The sequence below is a fragment of the Rossellomorea sp. LJF3 genome (assembly GCF_037046045.1).
Classification (GTDB): domain Bacteria; phylum Bacillota; class Bacilli; order Bacillales; family Bacillaceae_B; genus Rossellomorea.
The window spans coordinates 210,996-225,320 of the sequence record NZ_JBANLY010000004.1; the positions used below are offsets into that span (position 1 = coordinate 210,996).

At 45.4% G+C, this 14,325-nt stretch carries 9 protein-coding genes; 7 read left to right on the forward strand and 2 right to left on the reverse strand.

What is annotated here, in order from left to right:
- Positions 1-154: 154 nt before the first annotated feature.
- Together V8G47_RS06545 and asnB are read right to left on the reverse strand one after the other, a co-directional pair.
- Complete coding sequence (locus tag V8G47_RS06545; RefSeq protein ID WP_336199397.1) at positions 155-1,813, reverse strand: alpha/beta hydrolase family protein; 1,659 nt, start codon at positions 1,811-1,813, stop codon at positions 155-157.
- Between the two features lie 396 nt (positions 1,814-2,209).
- Complete coding sequence (gene asnB, locus V8G47_RS06550) at positions 2,210-4,033, reverse strand: asparagine synthase (glutamine-hydrolyzing) (protein ID WP_336199447.1); 1,824 nt, start codon at positions 4,031-4,033, stop codon at positions 2,210-2,212.
- Positions 4,034-4,411: 378 nt separating this feature from the next.
- On the opposite strand from asnB, the gene V8G47_RS06555 reads away from it, so the two are divergent.
- The 7 genes from V8G47_RS06555 to V8G47_RS06585 all read left to right on the forward strand — a co-directional run bounded on the left by V8G47_RS06555 (position 4,412) and on the right by V8G47_RS06585 (position 14,005).
- Complete coding sequence (locus V8G47_RS06555) at positions 4,412-5,245, forward strand: STAS domain-containing protein (protein WP_336199398.1); 834 nt, start codon at positions 4,412-4,414, stop codon at positions 5,243-5,245.
- Between the two features lie 163 nt (positions 5,246-5,408).
- Positions 5,409-5,957 (forward strand): hypothetical protein, encoded by a 549-nt coding sequence (locus V8G47_RS06560; protein ID WP_336199399.1) that lies wholly within the window; start codon positions 5,409-5,411, stop codon positions 5,955-5,957.
- A 129-nt stretch (positions 5,958-6,086) separates the two neighbouring features.
- Positions 6,087-6,419 (forward strand): hypothetical protein, encoded by a 333-nt coding sequence (locus V8G47_RS06565; RefSeq protein ID WP_336199400.1) that lies wholly within the window; start codon positions 6,087-6,089, stop codon positions 6,417-6,419.
- A 140-nt stretch (positions 6,420-6,559) separates the two neighbouring features.
- A complete protein-coding gene (locus tag V8G47_RS06570; RefSeq protein WP_336199401.1) occupies positions 6,560-8,599 on the forward strand; it encodes a DUF4179 domain-containing protein in 2,040 nt (679 codons plus the stop codon).
- Between the two features lie 197 nt (positions 8,600-8,796).
- Positions 8,797-10,704 carry a PTS mannitol transporter subunit IICBA gene (locus tag V8G47_RS06575; protein ID WP_336199448.1) on the forward strand — a complete coding sequence of 636 codons (1,908 nt, stop codon included), beginning with the start codon at positions 8,797-8,799 and terminating at the stop codon, positions 10,702-10,704.
- An 86-nt stretch (positions 10,705-10,790) separates the two neighbouring features.
- Complete coding sequence (locus V8G47_RS06580; protein ID WP_336199402.1) at positions 10,791-12,860, forward strand: BglG family transcription antiterminator; 2,070 nt, start codon at positions 10,791-10,793, stop codon at positions 12,858-12,860.
- Positions 12,861-12,865: 5 nt separating this feature from the next.
- Positions 12,866-14,005 (forward strand): mannitol-1-phosphate 5-dehydrogenase, encoded by a 1,140-nt coding sequence (locus V8G47_RS06585; RefSeq protein WP_336199403.1) that lies wholly within the window; start codon positions 12,866-12,868, stop codon positions 14,003-14,005.
- Positions 14,006-14,325 lie beyond the last annotated feature (320 nt).

A 14,325-nucleotide genomic window follows, 5' to 3' on the forward strand; every position in this document is an offset into this window, starting at 1 on the left:
GGTGAAGATTGTCACGCCGCCATACTGCGTTACGCCAATCATATGAATGTGATTTCTCACCTTCTCCTTCAATATAATGTATGAAACGGGTTTCAGAACAAGGGGGAAATCAAAAAAATGTCTTGAAGGAGCGGACTCATTTTAAATAGCCTCTCTATCTTTGGAGGCGGCACTCATGATCTGCCTCCACCAGTCCATCCAGAAATTTGCGGATTCCTTTGTTAGCCCGCATTTCATTCTTTTTCTTAGAAAAACCATGACCTTCATCATCAAACAAGAGATACTCAACAGAGACCCCTTTGTTTATTAATTCATCTACAATTCGCTCCGATTCCTCAGTCTTCACCCTTGGATCGTTCTCCCCGTGTATGATGAACATCGGAGAATTCATATGGTCGATATAGGTAATAGGTGAGTCTCTTACAAGCTTTTCATAGTCTGTTTCAGGATTACCCACCATTTGATCCATAAGGGTTCTCCAACTTGCCGGAACATTTTTCAGGAAGGTTAATAGATTCGATATGCCAAATATATCGACAATCCCACAGAAATACTCGGGATGTCTTCCTGCTAGAAGCAGACTCATATAACCGCCATAGCTTCCGCCCATCGCCACGATTTTGCCCTTTTGAGAAACCCCCTCTTGTATGAGCCATTCCATTCCAGCGACACAGTCGTGTCGAGGTCCGTCCCCCCAGTTTCGCTCCACCATCTTTTCGAATGTTGCTCCGTAGCACTTACTGCCCCGGAAGTTGGGGGCGAAGAGGGTGTAGCCGCTTTGGACGAGGTACTGAATAACAGGTCTGTAGATCATACGCTCTGCTTTCTGGGGTCCCCCATGCGGCCAGAGGATGGTGATTCCATTCGCATTCTCCGGTTTGTACAGGAGGGCTTCGATTTCCAGGCCATCGTGGCTTTCGTAGCGGACGATGTCCGGTTTAATCATGTTTCCTTCAGGCACGCCAAGTACTTTGGTATTCGTCACCTGTTTCCAGGAGCCGTTCGTTTCCCTTTTGAAAATGGTATCCGTTTTGTCAGCAGAAATTCCAAGCACAAAGAGGCTTCCATTCTTGGTGACTATTATTTTTTTGACGACATCGCAGGGGGTATCGATTCTCTCTCCCTCACCCGTCGACAAATCATAGACATATAGATGATCCCTTACGCCTTTTTCCGCCGTCATGACGATCTTATTCGATTGTTGATGAAACTGGATCGAAGTGATTTCTTCTTTATCTAATGCAAAAAGAGGGTTGAATTCATAGGTTGAAAGGTTAAAAGAAGCAAGGTATGAAAATTCTTTTCCATAGTTCGTTGTGAAATAAATAAACTCCCTGGTCAAGCAAATATCCTTGATTGTATGAACGGTGTTAACATCCGGTACCAGGGGCACTTTACGATCTCCAATCTGGTAAAAGGCAGTGGCATGGGTGTTGGAGTAGGTTTCTAAATATACATATGACCCATCGGAAGAGGCGGCTGCCACAACGATCAGAGCATGATCACCTTGTTGGATAAGGGTGGTATGTCCCGTTTGTAAATCGGTTTTATAGATATTCAACAAAGGGTTTTCATGATTGGTGGAGTAATACATTTCCTGATCTGTAAAGCAGGCGTGATAACAGGTTGAACCAGATTCCTCCTTATGGAAGGGGATAGGGGTCCCACCTGATTTGGGCAAATGATGTAATTGGTGATTTTCATCACCATCCTTCTCGAATGTGGCGATGATTTGATTTTGATGGAGATGGATGAGACTGCTATTCTGATTGATGGTCGTTAACCGATAAGGGAACAAGTGGGGAAGATCCATGGCCCAAAGATTAAAGGTCCCGTTAAGGTTCGTGCTGAATACGAGAGTGTCTTCGTTTTCATTAATGGAGAAGGTGCTGATTTCAGTAGTGTGGAAATAATGTTCGACTTCAGTTGCAGTGCGGATAGGTCATTCCTCCTTGGAAATACATCTATTTATAGGTATATTATTCCATTTAGTGGAGAGGTAGGCAAGATAAAATAAATGAGGGTCAACTTCAGGAAATGAATACATCCTGTTACTATTAGTCTGATTGGACATTCGATAGGCAATAATCTTACATACTTCTACAACTATTTCCCCGGAAATTGATAAATAATTATACAATTCGACGGAGTACCAGCACCATAAACAGGATAAAGGAGCCAGGGGAACAGTCCCCATGGCTCCTGCAGATTATATCGCCACTTTAATGCTGTACTCTTTCAACCATCCATTCACTTGGATTAAATAATCCAATAAACCTTTTGAACTGGAATCAGGAAGGCTGCTTTCTCCGTTTGCAATCTTTCTGACAGCCTCTACATCAATTAACTCTAGAATCGGGGAAGCTGGATCATTCAATATGGAAATCATCCACTTCTGGACTCCAGCAAGATACGCGTCATCCTTCGTACTTGGATAGGCGCTCTTCCGTCTATTCCGCACGTCATCTGGCAGGTATCCCTTGAATGCCCGGCGGAGGATGCCCTTCTCAATGTCATCGATATTTTTCATTTCGAACGGGATATTCCATAGATATTCGACGAGTCGGTAGTCACAGAAGGGTACCCGGACTTCAAAGCCCGTCATCATGCTTGCCCGGTCTTTCCGGTCCAGCATAAATGGAAGGAAGCGGGTGATGAACATATACGACATCTTTCTTTGCTTCGCCTCTACGTCACTTTCTCCCTCTAACTTAGGGAGTTCTGCAAGTGCTTCCTGGTAGCGCATTTGTTGATAGTCCTTGATCTTCAGTTTCTCCTTTAAGTCTTGTTTCAGGACGCCGGCGATCCCTCCGATATTCAGGAGCCACGGGAACACATCGGCATCGAGGAACTCCTGCTGATGGAACCATGGATACCCGGAGAACACTTCATCAGCGGATTCCCCCGATAATGCGACGGTCGCATCTTTTTTCATTTCCTTAAATAATAGGTAGAGGGAGGTCTCAATTTCACCTACTCCCGGCAGGTCCCTTGCACGCATAGGGGTGAGGAGGTTATCTACAAGTTTCTCTGCATCAAATACAATCGATGTATGATCCGTCCCGACATGCTCTGATACCCGCTTCACCCATGGTTCATCAAGGTCGCGTCTCAGGAAATCTTCCTTGAAGCTTTCTTCATTGTTCACGAAGTCGATGGAGTAGGTTGGAAGCACCTTGTTTTCCTCCTTGAACTCCTTCCCTGCAATCGCCGTGAGTCCACTTGAATCGAGGCCGCCGGAGAGCATGGACACGAGCGGCTTATCTGCGATCAGTTGTCTCTTGACCGTATCTTCAAGCAGTCCACGAATGGTTCGCACAGTCGTTTCGACATCATCTGTATGCTCCTTGCTTTCCAGTTTCCAATATTGGACGGTCTCTCGATTATTTTTCGTCACGGTCATATAATGGCCGGCGCGAACTTCATATATATCTTTGAAAATGGCTTTCCCAGGTGTCTTCATCGGTCCAAGTCCAAATACTTCAGATAAGCCTTCTGTACCAATTTCTGCCCGTACGTCAGGGTGGGCAAGTAAGGCTTTAATTTCGGAACCGAACATAATCTGGTCCTCTTTTATCGTATAGAATAAAGGTTTTACCCCCAAATGGTCACGGCCGAGCATGAGCCTTTCTTTCTCTTCATCCCAGATCCCGAAAGCGAAGATGCCGTTGAAATGACGGACACAGTCTTCGCCCCATTCAAGGTAAGCATGCAGTAGCACTTCTGTATCAGAATTTGTTGTAAACCGGTGATTCCTCTCTGATAACTGATTACGCAGCTCCAGATAGTTATAAAGCTCTCCATTATACGTTAAAGCAATCGTGTTCTTACCGTTTTGATAGAGCATCGGCTGTTTGCCGCCATCCGGGTCGATGACGATTAGTCTGCGGTGCCCGAGTGCGGCATGACCTTTCAGCCAGCTCTCTTCTGCATCCGGTCCCCGGTGCTCAATGGCATCAGTCATATTCTTCAAGGTCCGCCCCTCATCTGAAAGGTCTCTTGTCCAATCAATCCAGCCTGCAATTCCACACATATTCCATACGCCTTCTTTCTTAGAGTTCATTCATGGTGAGCGCTCACCATGAAATGGATTTTAGTTATTGGCTGTGTCGATCCCTTTTATGGGGTCACGTTAAATGGTAAATCTCTTCTTCGGCGGGCGTCAAAGGATTGCGGCTGACTTCTGAGAAAAAATGTAAAAGGTCATCCGTTCCTGTCAGCATACTCCTAAAAAATCATGTCTTTTTCCTTATGAAGTGCAATGTGTTGAGTTGGCTGTTCCGGATGAATTTTTTTCTTTCCTTTATGCCCCAGTCATAGTACATTACTGTTATAAGCATATGTAGAACATCGCTCCCTCTCTCGTGGATAAGTGTTCACATTCTCTTGTCTTATAGAAAGCAGGTCGATTATGAAGGTAGCGGAGAAGTTTTACGAATTTATGAGCGCACGTACATGGCAACTGACAGAGGATTGGTATGATTCCCTTGATAAAAGTGATTCTTCAGGCGTGTATGCGTCAACGGATCCCCATGTGATTCAAACGTTAAAACGGCAAAATCATGAATTTCACGAACGCTTTTGTGTTTTATTTAAAGATGTAGGGCAGGATGCTCTGTCTAACTTCGAACGTTGGATTGAAGAAATTGCCAAGGATAATGAACATTTATCCACGCCTACCCACTATATCCTAAGGGAATTCTTTCGAACACAGGATCAGTATTTAGGAATTTTACAGGAGTTTGTCCGTCAGCATGGTGATGAGTTTCCGTCCGGAAGAATCGATGATTTCAGGGAACTGATCATTAAAACATTCAGCATTGTCATATCAAAGTTTGCAGAAGAGAATTACGAGTATTCACAGAGGCGCCTGGAGGCACAGCAGGAAATGATCCGGGAACTCAGCTCCCCCGTCATATTATTAAATAAGAAAACCGGTGTCCTTCCGTTGATTGGCGACATCGATACGGGCAGAGCTAGGTACATCCTTGAGCACACTTTGGCAGAATGTGTGGACAAGAATGTCGAGCACTTATTCATCGACCTTTCCGGTGTCATTATGGTGGATACCATGGTCGCCCAGCAATTATTCCAGATCATCGACAGCCTGAGTTTGATCGGGGTGAAGAGTACCATTTCCGGAATTCGTCCGGAAATTGCCCAAACGGCGATTCAACTCGGCATTTCATTTGAAAATATTTCGGTCACGTCGACTCTCGAACGTGCGTTAAATGAGCAAATATAGTAGATTGAAAGATAACGAGCGTTTACATGGACGCTCTTTTTTTTATCTGTATTTTCCTCATACTTTGTTTGAAGTCATTTTATATAGGGAATAACCTCCATTATAGAGTGAATTTGGCAAGGTATGCCCTTGAATAAAATTCACCGTAGAAGGAGGGGGCGCCATGCAATTCGTCAAGATGATCCGTTTCCATCACAATGGATTCATATGTGGATCACCTACTAAAAAGATGGAGAAGAATCCGGTTTTCATCAACCGTGTCGTTCATAATTTGTTTCATACCGGCCAAACGATTTACACGACAGAATTAATCTTTCCGAAAGAGGCTGACCGGGATTGGTTTGGTTGTTTCTGCTATCTGGAGGAGAACACCATGCAAACGTCAGGTGCGAGAACGATTGGGTTCCTTCCCAGGGAAAGCACCATATGGGTGAGGAACATAAGCCATGTCGGTGAAGGCCTACCATACTATAATCGCTCCCTTCATCCGTTGGTAGAAGATGATTCTGTCGGTGGGGAGAATATGATCACCGATACATGGGTGAAGATGAGTGTTGAGGATGCATTGGAGCGAACCCGTCTGTGGAAGGAGAAGAGTGTCGACCTGCCTGATTGGGTCACCGAGTGCTATCTGACGGAGCTCCAGGTGAAGAGGTTGATCTATCCTTCCTCGAATGAAAAGGTCATGGAGTTTTGGTTAAGTAAAAATTAACACACTGGAGTGTCTGCCTGTACCATTTTTTTGTTATACTACATAGTAGTTAATCTTACAATCTAAGAGGACCTGAAGTGTAACGATCTTTCGTTCACTATCTATGTACGATATAAAAGGGGAATTCACTTGAAATTTGAAGAATTGAATCCGGATCTCGTGGCATTATGTCAGACAGCTGATCATTTTCACATGGCGGAATCCGTGATCGGCAGTCCATTAAGAGGATTAGATATCCTCTCATTGAAGGGAATAGAACGTAAAAAGAACCTTCCAGTCGACGTGACCAACCTGTTGATCATCTATTTCTTTACAGAGGTGAAAGGCACGGTCTATCACCGGAACGCCCTGGCTAAATTATATAATCACTGGGTATCGAATGAAGTGTTCACCTTTTCTAAAGCTCAAGAGATGGTGAAGCTGGATATGCAATCCCAGTTGGGTGAAATCGATCGATTATAATAGGAAGAAGGAGGTCTGGATCCAACGTGATCCAGACCTCCTTTTTTATGTTTGATGCATCATTTTCAAGAAAAGCATTGTGAAGTATTGGGAATTTTGAAATAATTATTAGTAGGAAAAAGGAAGGAGGGAAGACAGCTATGGCGAAACTTGAAACCGGTACCATGCCGGTCAGCAGGACTTATGAAAGGGAAATGGAATCGATCATTGCCCGGTTTGAAGAGGAGAAGCATTCGTTCTATGCGTTGGGCCGGGTTTACATGAATCATCATCAGGAGATGGAGGATCTTTTTTACCGGTCGATTATCCGCCTGGAGGATGAGGCTCGTAAACGGAAGAAGGCTCCTACGGCTACTAAGATTTTTCTGGAGGAATGTCAAAAGGTATCCGAACAATCTTTGGGTTCAGATGAAGATCCCTTTCACCCATTCCATCAACTGGGAGCAGCTGATAAAGAAGCGGTGGCATTAGTCTATATGAAAGGGTGCGACCAGCAAGAGGTAGCCCGGATACTTGATATTCCAATTGATGAAGTGAAATCCCGCTTATTCAGAGGCATACGGAAGCTTCGTGAAATGATGGGGAAGGACCCTGAAGTAGAAGGCTGCCACGAATATCAGAAGTATTATCTGGATTACTTAGGAAGAACGATGGATCGACCGGAAAAGGTGGATTTTGAAATACATATATATCACTGCACGGATTGTCAGGAGGACCTTGCTTCGTTTCAGGAAGTGACTCTCGCCCTTGCCGAATTGGCAGAAGAGACCCATCTACCGGCAGATGTCATGGAGAGAGTCAGAAACAGACTGGATCAAAGGGAAGCACAGAGACAGAAGCGGAGGAAGAAACGAAAATCGATCCTCCTTTCCTTCGCGGGAGTATTTGTACTCCTGATTGTCACAGGGTTTATCACCGGTGGATTTGCTAGTCTCTACTATTCTTACACGGAGGATGATGAACAGCTCCGGGCCATTCTCCAGCACAATCTTGGTGAACGTCTCGACCTGGAGTCGGAGAGTGACGGTGTAAAGGTTACGATCAAGAGTGTTGTCGCGGATGACGTGCAGACGCTCGTCTTTTATGAAGTAGAAGACATGAAGGGGGGAAATCGTTATATGATGAACCCTTATGAAGGGGTCATCATCGAAAACGAATACGATGTCATGAAGAGGGACGAGCAATCCAGTTTCTATTCTCCTCCCCGGGATCAGGAAAACCTACATAATGATAAGAAAAATGTCTATAGGGGAACCATCAGTCTCCAGCCGGTCTCAGTGGACGAGGGGACGATAAAATTACAGATTGTACGACTCATGCAATTAAACGAAGATCCTTCAACCGGCGAATGGATCGGCGGCGGGGAAATGAGATTTGCCGAAGGGGGGTGGAGCTTTGAGATTCCATTCGAAAAGCAGCCATCCCGTGTCCATAAGCTGGATAAGAAGATGGAAGTGGCAGGCATACCGGTCCGATTGGATCAAATGACGATCGCGCCAACTGCAACGGTTCTTGAATATAGCTTTCAGGAGCAAGAAAAGGATGGTCGGATCGATATGATGACCTTTGAGTCGATTGAATCGAAAGATAAAAAATGGAAGGCGGATCAATTCGGGGGCATGATGTACGGAGGAGCTTCTGATAATGAGGGATGGAATTCCTTTAAAACGGCCTTTGACACGCTCTATTTTGATGATCCTAAGAATGTAACCATCCGATTTGGAGCGGCTCATCTTTTTGTAAAGGATCAACAAGTCATTGAACTTGATGTAAATAAAGAGTTGCCGGATACGATAGAGTATCTCGGTAACACGATCACCATCGATGACATCAAAATCGGTAGCCCGACACAAGTGACCCTCACACACGATTTGCCGAAAGACCGTGAGTATGAAAATGTAAACTATTTATATTATCGGACTGCGGAAGAAGAGGAAGATTACTACTCAATCGGAGTCAGTGGCGGTGATGGCATATTGATGGACAAGGATGGCAAGAAGTATGAGCCAGGTTCATATGAGTACGAGAAACTGGACCAGCCCCGTTACTTTGAAACGGAACAAACCATTGATTTTTACAACGACGGCTCCTCTGATGACGTCGTGCCTACAGAGCTTATCATCGACGGCTACAGTACCACCAAATACTTGGACGATTCGGTTAAGGTGAAGCTGGATTGACCGCTTGAAGGGAACAGTACCATGCTGTTCCCTTTTTTTCTTGATCCACCACCGGAATATCTTCCCCATTCAGAGAAACAATAGGTTTGTCGTCACCAGGGTGACAAAGTTAGTTTTCATCATTCTTGAAACCCCCATGCTGTAAGGCCTATCATTAAAATAAGAAATGATTATTTATACATGAAAGGATGAGAGAAGTGGCGCAATCCAATATGAAAGTTGCGGTACAAAAGTTTGGTAACTTCCTCAGTTCTATGGTTCTGCCGAATATAGGTGCATTTATCGCTTGGGGTTTAATTACAGCGTTGTTCATACCAACTGGGTTCTTTCCAAATGAAAGCCTTGCCAAACTGGTCGGGCCGATGGTTACGTACCTGTTACCGTTATTGATCGGTTATACAGGAGGTAAACTCGTACACGACCAGCGCGGTGGGGTCGTGGGTGCCATCGCGACAATGGGTGTCATTGTCGGTGCACCTGACACACCGATGTTCTTGGGGGCCATGGTCATGGGGCCGCTTGGAGCATATGTGATCAAGAAATTTGATGGAATGATCGAAGGGAAGATACGGGCAGGATTTGAAATGCTCGTGAATAACTTCTCGGCTGGTATCCTTGGGGGAATCCTTGCCATTCTGGCATTCTTAGGTGTCGGACCTGCAGTGGACGCATTTACAAGTCTACTCGTTGAAGGTGTTGACTGGCTGGTTGCAGCAGGCCTGCTTCCATTAACCAGTATCCTGATCGAACCAGCGAAGATTCTATTTTTAAATAATGCCATCAACCACGGTGTCCTGTCACCAATCGGGCTGGAGCAGGTCCAACAGGGTGGAAAATCGATTCTATTCTTATTAGAGGCTAACCCGGGACCAGGTCTTGGTGTCCTGCTTGCCTTTATGTTCTTTGGAAAAGGAACGGCGAAGCAATCAGCGCCTGGAGCAGGAATCATTCACTTCTTTGGTGGGATTCATGAAATCTACTTCCCATACGTATTGATGAAGCCGATGCTATTCATCTCCGTCATCCTGGGTGGAATGAGCGGGGTATTTACTCTTGTTTTATTAGGTGGAGGACTGGTATCACCGGCGTCACCTGGAAGTATCATTGCCATTACGGCCGTTACACCTCCTGAAGGAATGGCGTATCTTGCTAACTTTGCAGCGGTCCTTGTTGCAACAGTCGTATCCTTCATCGTTTCTGCCATCGTCTTGAAATCAAGTAAAGCAACAGATGAAGACATCGAAGGTGCAACAAAGAAAATGCAGGAAATGAAAGGCAAGAAAAGTTCCGTTGCCGGCCATGTGAGCCAAGGGACAATGCCTGAAGAAGTGAACAAAATCGTCTTTGCCTGTGATGCAGGGATGGGCTCAAGTGCCATGGGTGCTTCCCTTCTCCGGAAGAAAGTGAAGGCAGCGAATCTAGATGTGAGTGTCACAAACACGTCCATCAGTAATCTGCCATCAGATGCACAAGTAGTCATCACACAGGAGGAATTGACGCCTCGTGCGAAAAATAAGCTTCCGAATGCGTATCATATCTCTGTGGATAACTTTTTATCCAGCCCTGAGTATGACAAGCTGATCGCGAGTCTTCAGGACGGGATTACGGATGAGCAGGCAGAGATTGTCGAAGAGGCAGAGGAAGAAGCGGTTAACGCTGAACCGAATGCCGATCACGATGATGATCTTCTTCTTGAAGAGAACATCTTTATGAACCAGTCATTTGCCACGAAAGAAGAGGCGATCCGTTTCGCTGGAGAAGCCCTTGTGAAAGCAGGATATGTGGAAGAAAGCTATGTAGATGCTATGATTGATAGAGAAGGAATCACATCTACGTATATGGGTAACGATGTAGCGATCCCACACGGTACGGAAGACGCGAAGAAAGCCGTCATCAGATCCGGATTCACCGTCGTTCAAGTTCCCGACGGCGTCGACTTCAACGGAGAGAAGGCGAAGATGATCTTCGGTATCGCCGGTAAAGACGGTACACATCTAGAAATCCTATCCGGCATCGCCGTTGTCTGCTCAGAGCAGGAAAACGTCGACCAGATGGTTCAGGCCAAGTCAGCCAAAGAACTGAAAGACATCATCAACAGCAACTAGAGACATCATTCAGAAAGGCGGGATCCCTGCCTTTCTGTTCTCATTTGTTTTGAAAAATAGCTCATGCCAGGGAAAGAGGGGAAAGTATGTTTATTACATCAAGGGAAAAAGCCATTATTGAATTGATTGTAAAAACATCAGGGAAACATACCGTGTACTCTCTTTCTGCGTTTTTAAATGTGAGCGGAAGAACCGTACAGCGAAATTTAAAATCAATCGAAAGCATTTTAAAACAGTACCACCTGGAATTGAAAAGGACGGCCAATGAAGGTCTATTCATCGATGGGAAGAATGAGCATATCTATCGTTTAATACAAAATCTTGCGGATGTAAATCCGACCGACGAAACACCTGAGGAACGAAAGCTGAATCTCCTGATCATCCTTATGCATGAAGGCCCTTCTTTTAAAAAACAGGTGCTGGCGAGTCAGCTCGGAATCAGCGTGACGACCTTGTCTTCTTATCTGGATGAGCTTGCCGATTGGCTTCAGAAGTACGGTATCACCCTGACGAGGAAACGAGGGGTGGGGGTGGAGCTTATGGCGGAAGAAGCCGACAAGCGTCATGCCCTGGCAAGTTTTTTTCTTGTCCATTTTTATGAAGACATCATCGAGACCCTGTATGGGTTGCAAAAGGGTCATCATCTTGATGAACCGGTTCTCGGTTATTTCAAACCGGATTATTTACTTGCCGTCGACCAGGTGGTGAATCAACATTTGGCAGACGAGCAGATCACATTAACGGACAGCGATTATATCGGTCTTGTCGTGCATGTCTGCCTGACTGTCCAGCGAACGGAAAAGGGCTTCGGGTTACAGCAAAGGGAACCATCTGAAGAAGAGGCATCAGGTGAGTTCCTGTTGATGGATAGGATATGCCGGGAACTGAAACAGCGGCTTTCGGTTTCAATCAACTATCTGGACGTCCAATTCTTGACGGTCATTTTGAAAGGATCAAAGGTGCAGGATCCAGAAGTCGTTTACTACGACAGCATCCTCCTTGGGCATCTCATCAAAAATGTCATCAAGGATGTGTCGGCAGATCTCCACGTGGATCTGTCCGATGATTTTTCCCTGTTCCAGGGACTCCTTGCCCATATGGGACCGTCGATCTTCCGTTTGCAACAGGAGCTCGATCTTTTCAATCCCCTGACGGATGAAATCAGGAAGAAGTATCCGGTCTTATTTCTAGCGGTAAAAAAGAGCCTGGAAATGGAGTTTAAGGATATCTCGTTTCCAGATGATGAGGTGGCGTTCATCGTCCTTCATTTTGGGTCCGCCATGCTGATGAATGAAGAAAAGGTCAATATCCAGGCCGTGGTCGTATGTCCCACAGGAATCGGGACCTCAAAGATGCTCGCCAGCCGCATCCAGCGGGAACTGAGCATGATCAACAAGGTGGAAATCCTGTCGATCAAGGATTTTCAGAAAGCGGATCTCGAGGAGTACGACATTGTCATTTCCACCGTCAGGCTTCCCTTTACGGAAGTGGAGTATATTCTGGTGAGTCCATTATTGAGTGAGAAGGACATCGGATTCATCCAAAGCTATCTGCAGAATAACGTCGAGAAGCTGACGAGGAAAAAATATTTGAAACCCTCCCCGAAGTCTGATGGGAAAGCCGAAGTGAGAGTGCTCCTTCAGGAAATCAAAGATGTCCATTCCAGCATGGAAGCCATCCTTACCAATTTCCGCGTGTACCGGAAGCAGTCGGCTGGAAATCACGTCAGGATCCTGGGTGAAATGGTGGAACAGGCTGACCGGGACGGACTTCTGCAACAGCCTCAAGTGGTCCTGGACCAATTGATGGAAAGGGAGAAAAAGGGCGGACTGGGCATCCCGAACACGAATATGGGGCTTTTCCATTGCCGTGATGATAACGTAAATAAACTGATCTTTCAGGTTGCCCATCTGGATGAACCTTGTAAGATCAAGGGGATGGATGGTGCGGAGATGGAGATGAAGAGCCTTCTCCTGATGCTTGCCCCGGAAGAATTGAGCAGGCGGGAACAGGAAATCCTCAGCCTGATTTCTACAAGTTTAATCGAAGATCATCGATCGATGATGATTTATTCGTCGACGAACGAATCGATCATTTTAAAGAAATTAGAAGAAATCTTTCTGGACTACTTACAAACTAATTTGATAAAGGAATGATGAAGTTGAAACAAGCCGTACATTTTGGAGCAGGAAACATAGGCAGAGGGTTTATCGGAGCATTGTTTTCCCAATCAGGTTACCATGTGACCTTTGTGGATATTGCGGAACAAGTGATCAATAAACTGAATGAAGAAGGACGCTATGAGGTGAAGCTTGCAACGGAAACGATGGAAACAGAAACGATCGAGAATGTGTCCGGCCTGAACAACCTTCATCAGGAAGGGGAAGTGATCGATACGATCGTCTCGTCTACATACCTGACGACGGCAATCGGACCGAACATCCTGCCACGGATCGCACCCCTGATCGCTAAAGGGATCGCTAAGCGAGTTGCCTCTTCAGATGAACCGTTATACGTTATCGCATGTGAAAACCAGATCGGTGCAACGGATATTTTGAAAAAGCATATCTTGGAAAATCTTGATGAAGATACGGCTGCAAAGCTTGAAGGCAAAGTCTATTTCTTCAATTCAGCGGTGGATCGCATTGTACCGATGCAGGATCAAGGTTCATTGGACGTCCTCGTTGAGCCATACTACGAGTGGGTGGTTGAGACGACGGAAGAAATCCCGCCTGTTGAAGGAATGACGATCGTAGAAGATCTTGCACCCTTCATCGAGCGGAAGCTGTTCACGGTGAACACAGGGCATGCTGTCATAGCTTATCTTGGATATCTGCAAGGGAAATCTACCATTGATCAGACATTGGCCGATGACGCAATCGCTGCACAAGTGAAGGAGACGTTGAAAGAAACAGGTGCCTATCTTGTGAAGCAATATGGTCTGGATGAAAACGACCATCTTGCTTATATTGATAAAAACATCGAACGCTTCAAAAACGCCTACTTGAATGATGATGTCACCCGTGTGGGACGCGCGCCGATCAGAAAGCTTGGTTCTGATGACCGCTTGATCCGTCCGACCACCGAGGCTCTAAAAGCGGGACTGTCTTATTCGTATCTCGCCAAAGCGATTGCAGCAGCGCTCCTGTTCGACAATCCTGAAGACGAACAGGCCATGGAAATCCAGAGCATGATCAAGGAACATGGACCAGCTCATGTTTTGAAGGAAGTGAGCGGACTTGCTACGGATAGTGAGATCTTAAAAGAAGTATTGGTACAGTATGAAGGGTTGAAAAAATAAATTAGTGGACTGTCGGAAGGGATCCGGCAGTCTTTTTTTATGAGTTTTGACTACGTGTCCTTTCTGTGACATCCCTGAACCCGCGCCAATCCTAGACCCAAGTCAACTACACTATTTTTCAGCGGAAACAGAAAAAATAAAGATAGAATTCCCCTCATCCCGGGTGTAAAATAGATGAAAATACACTCTCATATTTTGACATGCAGGAGGAAACAACCGAATAAAATATACAGTTATGCCTAAAGTTGCTATCGTTTTTCCAGTCTGGAAGATTCAAAGAATGCTTCCACCAATGTAAAAATTCAGAATGTTAAAAATAC

Bases quoted from the DNA above. Each gene is read 5' to 3' on its own strand.
- asnB (WP_336199447.1), bottom strand. From the start codon at position 4,033: ATGTGTGGAATTGCAGGCTGGATTGATTGGACAAGAGACCTTTCAGAT.
- V8G47_RS06555 (WP_336199398.1), top strand. From the start codon at position 4,412: ATGAAGGTAGCGGAGAAGTTTTACGAATTTATGAGCGCACGTACATGG.
- V8G47_RS06560 (WP_336199399.1), top strand. From the start codon at position 5,409: ATGCAATTCGTCAAGATGATCCGTTTCCATCACAATGGATTCATATGT.
- V8G47_RS06580 (WP_336199402.1), top strand. From the start codon at position 10,791: ATGTTTATTACATCAAGGGAAAAAGCCATTATTGAATTGATTGTAAAA.
- V8G47_RS06545 (WP_336199397.1), bottom strand. From the start codon at position 1,813: ATGGATCTTCCCCACTTGTTCCCTTATCGGTTAACGACCATCAATCAG.
- V8G47_RS06570 (WP_336199401.1), top strand. From the start codon at position 6,560: ATGGCGAAACTTGAAACCGGTACCATGCCGGTCAGCAGGACTTATGAA.